The organism is Undibacterium sp. KW1, assembly GCF_009937955.1.
Lineage (GTDB): Bacteria > Pseudomonadota > Gammaproteobacteria > Burkholderiales > Burkholderiaceae_D > Undibacterium.
This window is the reverse complement of the sequence record NZ_AP018439.1, coordinates 795487-810822: the sequence shown is the minus strand read 5'-3', so window position 1 is coordinate 810822 and position 15336 is coordinate 795487. Positions and strand designations below refer to the sequence as shown.

General features: G+C 50.1%; 16 protein-coding genes and 1 pseudogene. 5 read left to right on the top strand and 12 right to left on the bottom strand.

The window, feature by feature from the left end; genetic code table 11:
* Positions 1 to 46 precede the first annotated feature (46 nt).
* The 3 genes and pseudogenes from UNDKW_RS03710 to UNDKW_RS03700 form a co-directional block, all read right to left on the bottom strand.
* Positions 47 to 1837 (bottom strand): acyl-CoA dehydrogenase C-terminal domain-containing protein, encoded by a 1791-nt coding sequence (locus UNDKW_RS03710; protein WP_162057640.1) that lies wholly within the window; start codon positions 1835 to 1837, stop codon positions 47 to 49.
* Positions 1838 to 1918: 81 nt separating this feature from the next.
* Positions 1919 to 2521, bottom strand: coding sequence for a TetR/AcrR family transcriptional regulator (locus UNDKW_RS03705; protein WP_162061746.1), 603 nt, complete (start codon positions 2519 to 2521; stop codon positions 1919 to 1921).
* A gap of 444 nt (positions 2522 to 2965) precedes the next feature.
* A pseudogene (locus UNDKW_RS03700) lies at positions 2966 to 3331 on the bottom strand (RNA-binding S4 domain-containing protein); the annotation flags it as partial.
* A 275-nt stretch (positions 3332 to 3606) separates the two neighbouring features.
* Between UNDKW_RS03700 and UNDKW_RS03695 the strand changes: the two are divergent.
* The 5 genes from UNDKW_RS03695 (at position 3607) to UNDKW_RS03675 (ending at position 7406) form a co-directional block, all read left to right on the top strand.
* Positions 3607 to 4245: a TetR/AcrR family transcriptional regulator gene (locus UNDKW_RS03695; protein WP_162057638.1), complete on the top strand. Its 639-nt coding sequence runs from the start codon at positions 3607 to 3609 to the stop codon at positions 4243 to 4245.
* A gap of 50 nt (positions 4246 to 4295) precedes the next feature.
* Entirely contained in the window at positions 4296 to 4736 is a 441-nt protein-coding gene (locus UNDKW_RS03690; RefSeq protein WP_162057637.1) for an ATP-binding protein, read from the top strand.
* Positions 4733 to 5500 carry a tRNA(His) guanylyltransferase Thg1 family protein gene (locus UNDKW_RS03685; protein WP_162057636.1) on the top strand — a complete coding sequence of 256 codons (768 nt, stop codon included), beginning with the start codon at positions 4733 to 4735 and terminating at the stop codon, positions 5498 to 5500. The genes UNDKW_RS03690 and UNDKW_RS03685 overlap by 4 nt, the downstream gene beginning before the upstream one ends.
* 31 nt (positions 5501 to 5531) lie before the next feature.
* On the top strand, positions 5532 to 6305 hold the full coding sequence (locus UNDKW_RS03680; protein ID WP_162057635.1) for a hypothetical protein: 774 nt from the start codon (positions 5532 to 5534) through the stop codon (positions 6303 to 6305).
* A 222-nt stretch (positions 6306 to 6527) separates the two neighbouring features.
* Positions 6528 to 7406 (top strand): hypothetical protein, encoded by an 879-nt coding sequence (locus UNDKW_RS03675; RefSeq protein WP_162057634.1) that lies wholly within the window; start codon positions 6528 to 6530, stop codon positions 7404 to 7406.
* Positions 7407 to 7414: 8 nt separating this feature from the next.
* Here the strand turns inward: UNDKW_RS03675 and UNDKW_RS03670 are convergent, their stop codons facing one another.
* The 9 genes from UNDKW_RS03670 to UNDKW_RS03630 all read right to left on the bottom strand — a co-directional run bounded on the left by UNDKW_RS03670 (position 7415) and on the right by UNDKW_RS03630 (position 15305).
* The gene (locus tag UNDKW_RS03670) at positions 7415 to 8215 is read right to left on the bottom strand and encodes a DUF429 domain-containing protein (RefSeq protein WP_162057633.1); all 801 of its coding nucleotides are present in this window, start codon (positions 8213 to 8215) and stop codon (positions 7415 to 7417) included.
* Positions 8212 to 9375 carry a phosphatidylserine/phosphatidylglycerophosphate/cardiolipin synthase family protein gene (locus UNDKW_RS03665; protein ID WP_162057632.1) on the bottom strand — a complete coding sequence of 388 codons (1164 nt, stop codon included), beginning with the start codon at positions 9373 to 9375 and terminating at the stop codon, positions 8212 to 8214. Before UNDKW_RS03665 ends, UNDKW_RS03670 begins: the two co-directional genes overlap by 4 nt.
* The gene (locus UNDKW_RS03660) at positions 9372 to 10187 is read right to left on the bottom strand and encodes an endonuclease/exonuclease/phosphatase family protein (RefSeq protein WP_162057631.1); all 816 of its coding nucleotides are present in this window, start codon (positions 10185 to 10187) and stop codon (positions 9372 to 9374) included. Before UNDKW_RS03660 ends, UNDKW_RS03665 begins: the two co-directional genes overlap by 4 nt.
* 19 nt (positions 10188 to 10206) lie before the next feature.
* Complete coding sequence (gene nudB, locus UNDKW_RS03655; protein WP_162057630.1) at positions 10207 to 10656, bottom strand: dihydroneopterin triphosphate diphosphatase; 450 nt, start codon at positions 10654 to 10656, stop codon at positions 10207 to 10209.
* 188 nt (positions 10657 to 10844) lie between these two features.
* Positions 10845 to 11327 (bottom strand): cache domain-containing protein, encoded by a 483-nt coding sequence (locus tag UNDKW_RS03650; protein WP_232063224.1) that lies wholly within the window; start codon positions 11325 to 11327, stop codon positions 10845 to 10847.
* 286 nt (positions 11328 to 11613) lie between these two features.
* The gene (locus tag UNDKW_RS03645) at positions 11614 to 12402 is read right to left on the bottom strand and encodes a CsgG/HfaB family protein (protein WP_370529076.1); all 789 of its coding nucleotides are present in this window, start codon (positions 12400 to 12402) and stop codon (positions 11614 to 11616) included.
* Positions 12403 to 12461: 59 nt separating this feature from the next.
* Positions 12462 to 14264 carry an aspartate--tRNA ligase gene (aspS, locus tag UNDKW_RS03640; protein ID WP_162057628.1) on the bottom strand — a complete coding sequence of 601 codons (1803 nt, stop codon included), beginning with the start codon at positions 14262 to 14264 and terminating at the stop codon, positions 12462 to 12464.
* Between the two features lie 61 nt (positions 14265 to 14325).
* Positions 14326 to 14928 (bottom strand): DUF502 domain-containing protein, encoded by a 603-nt coding sequence (locus tag UNDKW_RS03635; protein ID WP_162057627.1) that lies wholly within the window; start codon positions 14926 to 14928, stop codon positions 14326 to 14328.
* A 53-nt stretch (positions 14929 to 14981) separates the two neighbouring features.
* Positions 14982 to 15305, bottom strand: coding sequence for an FmdB family zinc ribbon protein (locus UNDKW_RS03630; protein WP_162057626.1), 324 nt, complete (start codon positions 15303 to 15305; stop codon positions 14982 to 14984).
* Positions 15306 to 15336 lie beyond the last annotated feature (31 nt).

The window sequence follows — 15336 nt, the reverse complement described above, 5'->3', positions numbered from 1 at the left end:
GGTAGAACGCCCCTTCCCATGTACATGGGAAGGGGCGCATGTTTGATTAGAACAAATCAGCTTCGAGTGCCAGCAAATTGGCAGAACCAGAACGTGCCTGGCGGATCAGCATCGCTGTTTCCGGATACAGGCGGGCAAAGTAGAAACGCACTGTTGCCAGTTTGGAGACATAGAACTTGTCGCCAGAATCTTGTTTTTCAAGAGCGATTTTTGCCATTTGTGCAAAGAAATAGCTGTAGACCAGGTGACCGACTACGCGCAGATAAGGCACGGCAGCAGCGCCGACTTCATCCGGATTCTGGAAGGCTTTCATGCCGATTTCCATGGTCAGCTTGGTGACTTTGTCGCCCAGCTCAGCCAGTGGAGTAACGAATTCTGCCAGTGCTTCGTTAGTGCCATTGGCTTCAACAAAAGCTTGTACCTTGGCACCGAATTTGCGCAGTTTTGCACCATTATCCATCAGGATTTTACGGCCCAGCAAGTCCAGGGACTGTACTGTATTTGTGCCTTCATAAATCATGTTGATGCGGGCATCGCGTACATATTGCTCCATGCCCCATTCAGCGATGAAACCGTGGCCACCGTAAACTTGCAAGCACTCGGACGTTGCTGTCCATGCATTGTCCGTGATGAAAGCTTTGATGACTGGTGTCAGCAAGGCGACTTCGTCAGCGCAGTCTTTACGGACTTGTTCATCAGGATGATTCAGTTCTTTATCCAGTTGCAGGGCAACGTAGGAGCAGAATGCGCGTGCACCTTCTGCGTAGGCTTTTGCTGTGAACAGCATGCGGCGTACGTCAGCGTGGACAATGATAGGGTCAGCTGGCTTATCCGGTGCCTTAGGGCCAGACAGGCTGCGCATCTGGATACGGTCTTTTGCATAGACCAGGGCATTTTGGTAAGCCACTTCTGTCAGACCCAAGCCTTGCATGCCCACGCCCAGACGTGCAGCATTCATGAATACGAACATCGCATTCAAACCCTTGTGCGGACCACCAATCAACCAGCCAGTCGCACCATCCAGGTTCATCTGGCAAGTAGAATTGCCGTGGATACCCATTTTTTCTTCAATCGCGCCGCAGAAAATAGGATTGCGTGCACCATTGCTGCCATCTGCATTTGGCAGATATTTAGGAACGATGAACAGGGAAATACCTTTCGAACCTTCTGGTGCGCCTGGCAAACGTGCCAGTACCAGATGGACGATGTTTTCTGACATATCGTGTTCACCGGCAGAGATGAAAATCTTTGCGCCTGTGATTTTGTAGCTGCCGTCAGCCTGCGGTTCTGCTTTGGAACGCAGCATGCCCAGGTCAGTACCGCAATGTGGCTCGGTCAGGCACATGGTGCCAGTCCAGTCGCCAGAGATCAACTTGGGCAGGTACAGGGATTTTTGTTCTGGCGTGCCATGCTCATGGATACATTCATAGGCACCATGGGACAAACCCGGATACATGGACCAGGCCTGGTTCGATGAATTCAACATTTCATAGAAAGAATTGTTGACCACCAGTGGCAAGCCCTGGCCGCCGAATTCCGGGTCGCAAGACAATGCAGGCCAGCCAGCTTCCACGTATTGCTTGTAGGCTTCTTTAAAGCCTTTTGGTGTTGTGACGGTGTGGTTGGTCTTGTCGTGGTGGCAGCCTTCGCGATCACCGGAGTGGTTCAGTGGAAACAATACATTGGAAGTGAATTTGCCGCCTTCTTCCAAAATCTGGTTGATGATGTCGCCATCAACATCAGCGTGCTTGGGCAGCTGTTTCAATTCTTCTTCTACATTCAACAGCTCATGCAACACGAACTGCATATCACGCAATGGAGCGATATATTGACCCATGATTTTCTCCTGACGGCAAAGTTAAAACGGTAAATGTGGATACAAATTGTTTGCGACGGTGTCTCTTAAATCCTGCTAAATTCAGGCTGTGACCTGCACCGGCGCGTAATACTCGATCATTCGTTCAAATCCGACTTCGGCACGGCCCACGCTACCCGGTTTGCGCAAGAATCTCGCATCATGGTGCAGGGCTAATATGAGGCCATACATCTCATACACAATCTGTTCAGGCTCGACATCATCACGCAAATGGCCCAGTTGTATCGCCTGTGCTGCGGCGCGGTGCAAGGCACCCTGCCACGCGTGGACCATACCAACCAGCTCATCCCTGATAGGCCCAGCCCTGTCATCGTATTCGGCTGCTCCGCTGATATAGATACAGCCAGATGCAATCTCTACCGTAACGCGCTTGACCCATAAGGCAAACATGGATTGCAAACGCGGCAGGCCACGTTCTTCTTTCATGCTTGGATAGAACACCTCTTGCTCGAAATGATGGTGGTACAACTTCAGCACTTCGATCTGTAAATCTTCACGCGAACCGAAATGGGCGAACACGCCAGACTTGCTCATGTTCATCTTGTCAGCCAGCAAACCTATGGTCAGCCCCTCGATACCATCACGGCTGGCAGCATCCAGGGCTACGTCCAGAATGGCGGCGCGGGTCAGTTCCCCCTTGCGCATGAATTTTGATGTCATATTCATATTACATTGATTGTGTTGAAAAGATTCATGTCTGCCCGTATTGACCATTAAATGAAGCAAAAAGTGATGCAAACAAATGAATTTATCGAACGCTCGTACTATTATGCACAGCGCATGAAAAGTCAAACCAGATTCCGTCTTTAGAGGAGAGTATCTATTATAAGGACCTACGCAAAACCGCCCCAGCTGCGTTGCAGCTCCTAGCCGTACTAAAGTACTGTCTTCGTCGCTGCGGTGGAGTTGGGGTTTCAGACAACATGTTGTCTGCCAACGTAACGAACCTCCCCTGCAAGGGAGGTTTCCTATCCGCGATAGCCTTGCTGGGACAATTTTGCGTAAGTCCTAAGTACTTTGCCTCCTGCCTTTCTTTTTTTGTTTTTTGCTTAGTCCTGACTCATTACTGAATAATTCCTGATTATGCGTCTGGTCCAGTTGTCGCCTGTCGCGCTTGGTGGGTCTGCCTGCCATGGTGGCAGTTGGTTCCCGGAAATACTTTCTGTCTTCTGCTGCCTTCGCGCGTTTTGCTGCGCTCTCTGCGGTTTCTTCATACATGGTCTGGGCGATGGTGGCCGAGCCACGGGTTTCCAGTATGCGCAAAACCCTGACCTGCCATACCTGCTCAGCCTGTTGCACCTCGATCAGGTCGCCGACTTTGACATTATGTGCAGGTTTGACGCGCTGCCCGTTTTGCAGGGCGCGGCCCAGCTCTATGGCATTGGTGGCCAGGCTGCGGGTTTTAAAAAATCTGGCTGCCCATAGCCATTTATCGATACGGGTGGTTTCACTCATGAAGGTTGTCGCTTTTATTTACCAGTTGTCCGGGCCAATTACCAAGCAGTATGGCCCTAAAAAATACGTTCATTCTATTTTGATGCAATTTATGGCAGCTGTCAGTCAAATACAAGGCATTTTCGCCCAATGTTTGTGCATACAACAAAGCCCGTCATTAAGTTGAGCTATGTTGCAGTGCGCATAGACAATAAACTGAACGACCGTACAATTCGGCAAAGTTTTGCATTATTTTAAATGCATTCGCATACTTGCCAATTTGGTCGGATCAGCTCATGAGCTCTGTTGAAGAACTAAGTGGAAAAAAGCGCGCCATTCTCATTGCTGCAGAGAAATGCTTTGCAGCGCAAAGTTATGAAGGCGTGTCCATACGCGACATTGCCCACGAAGCTGGTGTACCCATCGCCCTGATAGGCTATTACTTTGGCGCAAAGAATGAGTTGTATCACGCCATCTATGAACATCACAGCGGTTATATCGCAGAGCGCCTGAACGGCTTGCGCCATGCACGCACACATAGTGCACCTGGCACCACGCTGGAAGCCATCATCGCCGCTTTTGTGCTGCCAGTATTAAAACTCAATGAAAAAGCCGAAGGCGCAAACTTTTCGCGCATGGTCATGCGCGGTGTGATTGACCAGCACGAAGCCAGTGACCGCATCACGAGAGAATTCTACGACCCCATGGCACGCGAATTCATCGCTGCCCTGCATGATGCCCTGCCCCACGCCCCCGCTGACAGTGTCTACTGGAGCTATCAGTTCGCCCTTGGTGCCCTGCTACACCATGTCGTTGATACCCGCATAGAACGACTGTCTGATGGTTTATGCCCGGCACGGCAGGCGGATCTGGCAGCACCGTACTTGCTGCGCTTTATCACCGACGGCATCAAGGCAGCCACGCGGGTGGGCTGAAGCGCTGGCCTGTGTCACAATGCAGGCCAAACAGACTCGCATGCACACAAATGGAAGCCATCATCTTCATAGGATTACAGGCCAGCGGCAAATCCTCTTTTTACAAAGAACATTTCTTCAATAGCCACCTTCGTATCAGCAATGACTTGCTGAAAACCAAAAACCGTCAGCAACGCCTGCTGGATTTTTGTTTTGACACCAGCATGCCCTTTCTCATTGACAACACCAATCCAACAAGAGAAATCCGGGCTAGCTATCTGGAACAGATCAAGGCCAGACAATGGCCGGTGACTGCGTATTACTTCAAGACTGATCTCGATAGAGCGCTGGCATGGAATAGCCAGCGGCAAGGCAAAGACCTGGTGCCAAAGGTCGGCATACTGGATACGCACAGAAAACTGGAAATCCCTGATTATGATGAGGGTTTTGATCGCTTGTATTACGTCGATTTTATAGATGGTAAATTGACTGCCACTGATTGGAAAAAATGAAGTTTGATGAACTGGAAAAACTCATGCGCGGCTATGAAACAGCGCATGATGATTACGTCCCCACCGGAACGTATATGATTGCCCGCATTGATGGCCGCAGCTTTACCCGCCTGACCAAAGAAACGTGCGCGTTTGAAGCACCGTTTGACATCAGGTTTCGTGACCTGATGGTAGAAACCTGCAAGCACCTGATGAATTGCGGCTTCAAAGTTATCTATGCCTATAACCAGAGCGATGAAATTTCCTTGCTGTTTGACCTGCATATCAATGCCTTTGGCCGCAAATTAAGAAAATACAATTCCCTGTTGGCGGGTGAAGCCTCTGCCAAATTCAGCCTCATGCTGGGCCAAATTGCTGCCTTCGATTGTCGCATCTGCCAGCTACCCACTCAGAATCTGGTCGTTGATTATTTTCGCTGGCGCAATGAAGATGCCAACAGAAATGCCTTGAATGCGCATTGCTACTGGCAGCTCAGGAAAGAAGGTAAATCGCAAAACGAGACCACCAGCTTCATAGAAGGCAAGTCACTGGCTGAAAAAGAAGCTTTGCTGCACAGCAGGGAGATCAATTTCAAGACTCTGCCACTATGGCAAAAGCGCGGTACTGGTTTGTATATGGTCGAAGAAGAAAAAATTGGCTTTAACCCTAAAGAAATTAAAGAAGTCATCAGCACAAGAAAAGTCTTGAAGACAGACTATGAATTGCCGCAAGGGGACGAATATAGTGAATTCTTGTGGCATCTTATAAGCAGCCAAAGTACTTGATCTTGCATCATCAAATTTATCAGGAAAAAAAATGACTCAAGAATCCTATCAAGAGCAGATGAACTACTGGCTAGATTTATGGGAAAGAGGTGAAGCCATATTGTGCAACTTAATATCTTTATGTGAAGAGTGCATCGCGAAAACTGGTCAGGCGAGCTTCTTCTCAAATGCTCCGCTGGAGGTAAAGCAAGGCATACTTGAAGATATTCAACGCTTTCAGAAACATGGTTCTTTGGTGAGTTTTGTGGTGGGAACAAACTTTTATGTAGATAAATCCAAGGAAATGGAGAAAGTCATAGAAGTACTTGAGGCAGGCAATTTTATAGGGAAAGAAGTCAATCATCCAATACCGTTTCCAAATGGTATTGAAGGAGTTACGTTCATTCAAGGTGGCGATTTATTGCAAGATATATTGGGCTATTCTCCAAATTTATCCGATTGTAGTTTTACAGAATTTCCCATAAAACAATACAACCCGCACATAGGAACATACTTCGCAGAATTTTCTATGCTGCTGGAACAGTTCGTGTGCGACTATCTCGACGAGGAAAGATTTGAACGTAAACTGATTGCGCGATGGTCCGCTAGCTTTATTTTGAAAAATGCGAATCTACAAGTCACAGAGTTACAAGAAACAATCCCGCCAGCGATGTCCGTCAGCAGGAAAAGAGTGGGCCAACGGGAGTATTTTGAAGTGAAACTAAATGACTTTTTTGGCCATTCGACTATTTTTCGCTGTACCGAAATTCAGCTGGTGAAACTAGAACACCTGAAAATCTCTGATGAGAGCTGCACAGGCGAATAAACAAACTGAGCTTCGGGTTTCACATTCAAGCACATCGAATTCTGGTAAGCCGTGGTTCCGCAGCCTATGTTGAGCTTAAGTGAATAGCTATATAAATTAGAAGCATCACTAAGAGTAATACTCCACAAAACAACACTCAAGACATCAGTAAATGCCTTGCGCTCTATGAATTATAGCAAGTGGACATATCTTGTATGTATCTAATGCAATGGCGAATAACAGATGCCGAATGATCACCACGATGACAGTGCGCGGCAAATCCCCTTTCAAGCCTATTTGCTGGCCCCCATGTTTGCGCCGCTTACCTGGTTACTTGCGGCTGTGACTACATGTCTTTATGGCCAGGGGCTGAGTCTGGGTGCATTTAGCATGCAGTTCCTGTTCATGCTGTTCTTATTGCTGGGTTCCTATACATTGTGTACACCTTCGCTGCATATCTGGGCGGTGCTGGTGCGCAAGCCACAAAAAAGCAAATACGCAGGATTTATAGTTGCCGCAATCACTGCTCTGATACTAGGCATGTTGTATGCGCAGCCCTGGTTTCAGGATGCTCGGCATTCAACGCAAAACCTCGTATATCTTGTATTCATGCTACTCACCAGCCTGGGCATGTTCATGAGCTTGAAAAACCTGTTCTCACCAGCAAATCAAAACAACTACCCTGTCAGTCTGGCATGGATGAGCAAACAACCCAGCGTCTGGGGCTTATTTTCATTATTCAAAGCTGCGCTGGCCCTGCTCATCATTTGCTCAACAAATTATGTGATTTCACTGCCGCCCCTGAATTTTAATTTCTCCAGTTTATTCAACTTTTTATATAAACAGGGAAGTTTTACCGAAGAAGCATTTGCAGCATCTGTCTTTGATATCAATCCGGGACATTTTCTCGACTGGTGTACATACAGCGCTGTCATACTGGCTGTAGCGGCAATGGCATCTGCACTTCAGGCCAAAATACGGGGTGAAGATTCTTTATACCGTGCTGCAGGCTGCGTCTGCGGTGCACTTGCGCTGGCCGTTTTTGATACCAGACTGGCGGTGTATGCAAGCCTTGTGTATGGTTTTGCTTCGTATTTTTTGGAATTAAGAACGAGGAAATAGAGAATGATTCAAGCCCCAACTATCCAGCCTTCCAGCACATCAAATTCTGGCAAGCCATAATTCTGATCCCGTCTCTGCCAGGCCCAGGCAGCCAGTAGCATACACAGCACGGCATCAAGCAAATCAGCGCTGCCGTCTGCTATGAGTTTTGTTTTGTAGCAGCCGAAGTCCAGCTTGATTTTCCACGGTGTGTTTCCCGCTTCCAAAGCGGTGACAATAAGTTCGCGTGCTTGCTGACGTTCTGGTGTTTGCTTGCTCTTGTCATCGCTTTTATACGAGGCTTTTGTGATACTGCGTGCCACCATGCCGGGGTAAGCTTCGAGGGCGATGCGTTGCGGGTCGCCTTCATACATGCCGGGGATACTAACACCGGCATCCAGCAAACGCGGGGCTCCTGCGTGCAGCATATAGGCGACGGGTGGGTTCACCCATTTCATCGAGGGTGAAGAGCCTGCTGGGATGTCGGTCGCCCTGTGGGCAAATTTATTACCGCTTGGGCGGGCATCGCAGAATGCCTTGAATTGCAGGCGTAATTCAGCACGTGTCTGTGTTTGCAGATGGCGCATCAAATCTGGCCAATTGGCTGGCCAGCGCAGATGCTCTACCAGTTCGCGCGGCAGCGAAAATGGCAAGTCAAAACCTGCCAGCCAGGGGCCACCCTGCATGAGCCAGTTATCAAAAACAGTGAAGTCACTCAGTGTTTGCAAGGATTCCAGGCGCAGTACACCGTCTTGCATCTGGCCGCTGGCGATCGTAATGCCTTTACGGCGCGATGGTGCCGAGGTGAAATCCACGCCATGCAATTTCATCCGTAATGCCCAAAGGTGACGATGCGCATGAGGCCGCGATAGATCAGATAAGCTGTGCCATACCAGGCCCGCTTGTACCAGGCTTTTTTGTGCACATCTTCAGCAAGGATTTCCGTCCCATCGGCAATGCCCAGCTCCAGCTCATGCGCGAGGCTGGCGGCAAAGGTTTTGTCGCGGATAACGACATTCGCCTCATGATTGACGAACAGGCTGAGGCCATCAAAATTGCTGGAGCCTACCGTCGCCCAGTCTTCATCAATGACACCGACTTTGGCGTGCAGTTGCGTCTTGCGGTATTCGACGATGCGCACACCTGCCGCCAGCAATTTGGGGTAAAAAGATTGAGATACCGCGTCCTGCAACGCGAACTGACCAACGCCTAGCAGTAGCACCACATCGACGCCACGGGTGGCGGCAGACACCAGGGCACGGCGGAATTTTCTGCCAGGGGCAAAGTAAGGCGTCACCAGGATCGCTCGTGACCTTGCCATGCCCAACGCCTGCAGGTAGGCGCGTTGTATGGTGGCGCGGTTACGCAGATTGTCACGCACCACCAGCGCCGCTGCGGTGATTTGCTTGCCTGCGACCTTGGCATCGGCACGCAAGTGCTTCATCAATTCCAGACGGGTACGCAAACCCAGTTTGCCCAGTTTGCGCCATTGTGACTCCACTTCGAGATGGATATAGGCAACAAGGGGACCGGTGACTGTAACGGCAAAGTCCCAGCGCGGATAAGGCAGGGTAATACCAGAGCCGTCGTCGGCAATATTGTCATCGATGATATTCAAGCCACCAACGATGGCAAGCTGCCTGTCAACCACACAGATTTTTCTATGGGTGCGTGCCAGGCCGCGCTTGAACCAGGGATTAAAACAGCGGCAGGCTACTCCCTGTTCATTAAAGCCTTGCGTGAGTGCCAGTGCCGCCTGGCGGTCACTGCCTATCCAGTCTATGACCACCCTGACCTGCACGCCACGCGCCACTGCCTGCACCAGCGCCGCCTGCACGGCTTGTGCTGTCTGGTCAGCAGCGAAGATATACGACTCAAGATAGACTTCATGTTGTGCCTGATTGATCGCCTGGATCAGGGCGGGGAAAAACTGTGCGCCACTGTGCAGGAGCTCAACGTCATTCCCTTCTATGAAATGCAGTTTGCTCATGGGCTTTTAGTCTGTCCCAGCAACTCCAGGCTGGCCGTGATGGGTACATGATCAGACAAAGTCGACCAGGGTGCCCCTTTCATGACTTGCGCCTCTTCTACCCTGAAGCCACGCAGATACACGCGGTCCAGACACAACCAGGGCAGGCCTGCAGGGAAAGTACGGGCATGGCGACCATTTTTTGTGCTCAACATGCTACGCATATTCTTCAGTGAAAAACGGGATGCAGTATGCTGGGCATCGACATCAAAGGCTTCAATCACCCCCAGCTCCTGATACAGGGTCTGGCTCAGACGCTGGCTCCAGTCATTGAAATCACCTGCGATCACCAGCGGAGCATCGGCTGGAAGGTCTCGCTTGATGGTGTGTATCAGCGCCTGTATCTGGCGGCGTCGGCTGGCGGCAAACAAGCCGAGGTGGATGACGAAGCAATGTACCTGAACCTGATCCACCAGCACGATGGCATGCAGTATGCCGCGTTGCTCATAGGCATGGTCAGAGACATCGTGATTGACAAACGAGGCAATCGGATAACGGCTCAGCAAGGCATTACCATGATGGCCATGTTCATACACCGCATTCATGCCATACACTGCTTCATGGGATTGCCCGGCCAGAAAATCATGCTGGCTCTCTTGCGGCCATAGTGTGTGGTTTTCTGCATGCAGGTCATGTTGCCCCTGCACTTCCTGCAAAAAAACCAGGTCTGCATCAAGCAAGTCTATCGCTTCCTTGATGCCATGGATGCGTGCCTTGCGGCCAAATGCACTGACGCCCTTGTGAATATTGTAGGTGGCAATGCGCAGCTTCATGGTGCTTCCCTTTAGCTTGTTAAACCTTCATCAGCTTCGGTAGTTGCAATATGGCTTCGGCATTCGATGCGGAAAAACACTTGTCCGCTGCCTCCTGCCAGGGCAACCATAGATCTTGCAAGTGTTCTCGCGGGGCCAGCCTGACCACAACATCAGGGCTGACACACAGGCCAAACACATGCTCGGTATTTTTTGTCACGCCTGGGGCATAGCGATGACGCCATACCGGGTAGATCTCATATATATTGGTCAAACCCCAATCCTGCAAGTCATGTTGCAGGGCATCTATGCCAGTTTCTTCTGCCACTTCCCGGATGGCGGTGCTTTGCCAGGCTTCGTCGATGGCATCTTTCGACCCTGTGACAGATTGCCAGAACCCGGGCTTGTCAGCACGCTCCAGCAAGAGTACATCCAGTGCAGCGGTGTAAATAACTACCAGTACAGATTCAGGGATTTTATAAGTTGACATGCCAGGCCGAACAGGTGATCCGGAGTTTTCAAAACCACCATTCTAACCCCTTTGACGCATCCATATTTGATACAGTAAAGTAAAACGGCATTCCTTGAGCAATAAGCTCAACAGAATGCCGTCAATGAGCGTCACCACAACATGGCAACGCTGGCCGGAAGTATATTTTCCTGATTGCCCGGTATGGCTTATTTCTTCTCGAAGTAAGTTCCTACACAGACCATGCTGTCCCCGGCTCCACGTTCGCAGTAAGAGCGTTTAAGTTCATAGCTTTGTGTCGCTGGATTATTGAACTTATAGGGACCATACCAGCCCTTGGACGAGGTTTTCACCAGGTCTATCATGCCTTTGATGAAGGCATTGCCATCCACATCTTTCATGCTCATGAGGTTTTTGCCGACCATTTTTGCATTCGCCCCCTGCGCCAGGCAATTGCCTTCAAAGTCATACACGAAGACATATAAGTCTTTTTCCTTGAATGCACCATCGGGATGATCAGTGAAGACTTTGTAGGCTTTTTCTGCCCCGGCTGATTTGACCAGGGCAACTGCTTTTTTGACCATGTCCTGCGCCTCGGCTTCAGTTCCATGCTCACCTGCTGCTTGTGCGAACGGTGCACATACAAGCATACCGATTATTGCTGGCAATAGTTTTGCTGAAAAACGTCCCATCTTAATCCCCTTATAAGTAAATACTTACCATCGGTGCAAGTACCACAATGTGGTCTACTTGTTTCTTTATAGCAGCTTTTTTTGGCTATGCTGTTAAAGGAAACAAGAGTTTACATTGAAGGATTTTTATTGCATCGCCATAGATCCACAACAAAGAAAAGCAAATTAATCGGCTCGCTGCCAGCACACTAGTCAACTTTCAACAATTCATGCGATGCAGCAAAATGCAAAAAAGCCTGCAAAGCAGGCCTTTTCAGATCGAGTAAATAACAACGCAAATGAAGACTTACTTTTTCACCGGCACTGCTGGCGGCATTTCTTTTTCCTGCAACTGCCGGACTTGCGGCACCAGCTTATTGTGCGCATCCAGGAAGGCAGCAACGATGACCTTGGCTTCATTGGTATTACTCCAGCCTGCGCCAAAGCCACCACCCGCAGCACCAAAGCTGAGGCCACCCATGCCCAGATCTGTCGTCTTGGCTGAACCGGTTGCCGCTGCCAGTTGCTCGGTGGTTTCATTATCGGTCAACAATAAAACTACCTGTGCTTCCTTGAAGCTGACCTTCTCGGCATAGCCAGTAAAATTCCTGAGGATAGGGATCATGCCCATGATGGCACCAATACCGCCACCTGCCTTGCTTTCAGAAAAAGTCAGGCTAGGGGTAATCGTGTATTGCGCTTCATAGCCTTTGCCCTTGGACACCGTAGAATTTTTACGGATGATGCCCTGGTCCTTGAGCTCCTGCTCCTGTATCACGGCCTTCAAACCAGACGAACGATCCACCACGCGGAAGCAACCGCTTTGTTGTGCCAGCAATCGTATCAAAGGCACGGGTGAAGACGGCAGGTTGTACTGACTGCTCACGGTATAGCCATTCGGGTTCTCGACCAGTGACAGGGTCGCCACCGGCGCATCGCATTTCACCAGAGTCTTGCTGGCGCCCTTGGCACCAGCAGGACCGGCAGCGCCTGTCACTTCAGAAGAACCTTCGCCCAGCTCGGTTTTCTTTTCTCCACAAGCGGCGAGTAACAAACTGCTGCTCAACAATAAAAATAAGGCTGTCTTGTTATTCACTTGCATACTCTTTTCATTGTTTTCAGTTTCATTCGTACATCCGCTTTAGAGATCAAGAATTACGCGAGTTTTGGCTCTGCTGCACGCAAACGGATGTGCAGTTCACGCAACTGCTTTTCGTCGACTTCAGACGGTGCTTGTGTCAACAGACATTGGGCACGCTGGGTTTTCGGGAAAGCGATGACGTCACGGATGGATTCTGCACCTGTCATCATGGTGACGATACGATCCAGACCAAATGCCAGACCACCGTGTGGAGGCGCGCCGTATTGCAGGGCATCCAGCAAGAAGCCGAACTTCAGTTGTGCTTCTGCATCATCGATCTTCAAGGCACGGAATACTTTGCTTTGTACATCAGCACGGTGGATACGGACAGAACCACCACCGAGTTCCCAACCGTTCAGGACCATGTCGTAGGCTTTGGCGATACACTTGCCTGGGTCAGTTTCCATCAAATCTTCATGGCCGTCTTTTGGTGCCGTGAATGGATGATGGGTCGCGGTCCAGCGGTCGTTTTCTTCATCATGTTCAAACATAGGGAAGTCGATGACCCACAATGGTTTCCACACATCTTCAAACAAGCCATTGGCTTTGCCGAATTCGCTGTGACCTATCTTCACGCGCAATGCGCCGATGGCGTCATTGACGACTTTGGCTTTATCAGCACCGAAGAAAATCAGGTCGCCATCTTGTACGCCTGTGCGTTCCAGAACTTGCGCCAAGGCAGCGTCGTGGATGTTCTTGACGATAGGAGATTGCAGACCATCACGGCCTTGTGCTTTTTCATTGACCTTGATGTATGCCAGACCTTTGGCGCCGTAGATACCGACGAATTGTGTGTATGCATCAATTTCAGAACGTGGCATGTTGGCGCCACCTGGTACACGCAAGCCAACGACACGGCCATTGGCCATATTGGCAGCACCGGCGAATACTTTGAAGTCAACATCCTTCATCACATCTGTCAATTCTGTGAATTGCAGTTTGACGCGCATGTCTGGTTTGTCGGAACCATACAGGCCCATGGCTTCTGCGAAGTCCATGACAGGGAAAGGATTTGGCAGGTCGATGTCCAGCGTGTTCTTGAATACCAGACGTATCATGCCTTCAAACATGTCGCGAATCTCTTGCTCATTCATGAAAGAAGTTTCGCAATCGATCTGGGTAAATTCTGGCTGGCGGTCAGCGCGCAAGTCTTCATCGCGGAAGCATTTGGTGATCTGGTAGTAACGATCAAAGTTAGCCACCATCAGCAATTGTTTGAACAATTGCGGGGATTGTGGCAAGGCAAAGAAGTTGCCGGCGTTGACACGGGATGGTACCAGGTAGTCGCGAGCGCCTTCAGGCGTGGACTTGGTCAGCATCGGTGTTTCGATATCGATAAAGCCATTTGCATCGAGGAACTTGCGCACTTCCATCGCTACCTTGTAACGCAGGCGCAGGTTGTTTTGCATTTGCGGACGACGCAGGTCCAGCACGCGGTGGGTCAGGCGTGTGGTTTCAGACAGGTTGTCATCATCGAGCTGGAATGGAGGCGTAACGGAAGGATTCAAGACTTCCACTTCATGCGCCAGCACTTCGATCTTGCCGGATTTCAGATTGCTGTTGCCAGTACCTTCTGGACGGCTACGTACCAGGCCAGTAATGCGCAGGCAGAATTCATTACGTACAGATTCTGCAGCCTTGAACACATCAGCACGGTCAGGATCGCAAACTACCTGCACCAGACCTTCGCGGTCGCGCAAGTCGATGAAGATCACGCCGCCGTGATCGCGACGACGGTGCACCCAGCCACACAGGCTGACGGTTTGGCCGAGTAATTCCTCAGTAGTGAGGCCGCAGTATTGGGTACGCATGGACATATTTCTTACCTGTCTGTATTCAAAATTAAAAATGATTTGATGCAGTGGATAACCACATCATTTATTTGGTGGGGAGATGCTCGGGAGCCACCACGCCCATGGAAACAATATACTTGAGTGCGGCATCGACACTCATGTCCAGTTCTATGGCCTGATCCTTGGGCAACATCAGGAAAAAGCCGGAAGTCGGATTCGGCGTAGTCGGCACATACACGCTGACAAATTCGCCTTTAAGGTGATTAACCACATCACCACCTGGTACGCCGGTCAGGAAACCTATGGTCCAGCAATCACGGCGCGGATATTCAATCAGCACGGCTTTGCGGAAGGCATTGCCGGACGATGAGAACAGGGTATCGGATACCTGCTTCACGCTGGAATAGATGGAACTGACGATAGGAATGCGCTGTAACAGGCCTTCCCAGGCTTTGATGACATAATTGCCAATAAAGTTTTGTGCCAGCAAGCCTGTCACAAAGACGATGAGCAAAGTCAAAATCGTGCCTATGCCCAGCACCTTGAAACCGACCAGTTTTTCTGGACGCCATTCCACTGGCAACAATAACAGGGATTGGTCCATGGTACTGATAATGGCGTGCAGCACCCATAGCGTGATCGCCAGAGGTACTAAAATCAGCAAGCCAGTAATAAAGTATTTACGCATGGTAATCGTCTGCTTTGTGAATGGAACGGCAATAATAAGGGATAAAAGACAAATCAGGCAGCCTTGCCAGTATCGCTGGCAGGGGCTGGCGCACTTGACTCAGCCGCTGGCGTTGCTGCCGGAGCAGGGCTTGTCGAAGTTGCTGCACCGCCTTCAGCGACTGGTGCTGTTGGTGCAGCGGCGCCACCGCCAGAGCCATTGCGGAAATCAGTCACATACCAGCCTGAACCCTTGAGCTGGAAGCCGGCAGCAGTTACCTGCTTGCGGAAGGAAGACTTGCCGCAGGTCGGACAGACACTGAGCGGCTCGTCAGAAATCTTTTGCAATACATCCTTGGCAAACCCGCATTCTTCACAGCGGTAAGCATAAATCGGCATGGCGTAGCCCTAAAAAAACTGATAAAACCCT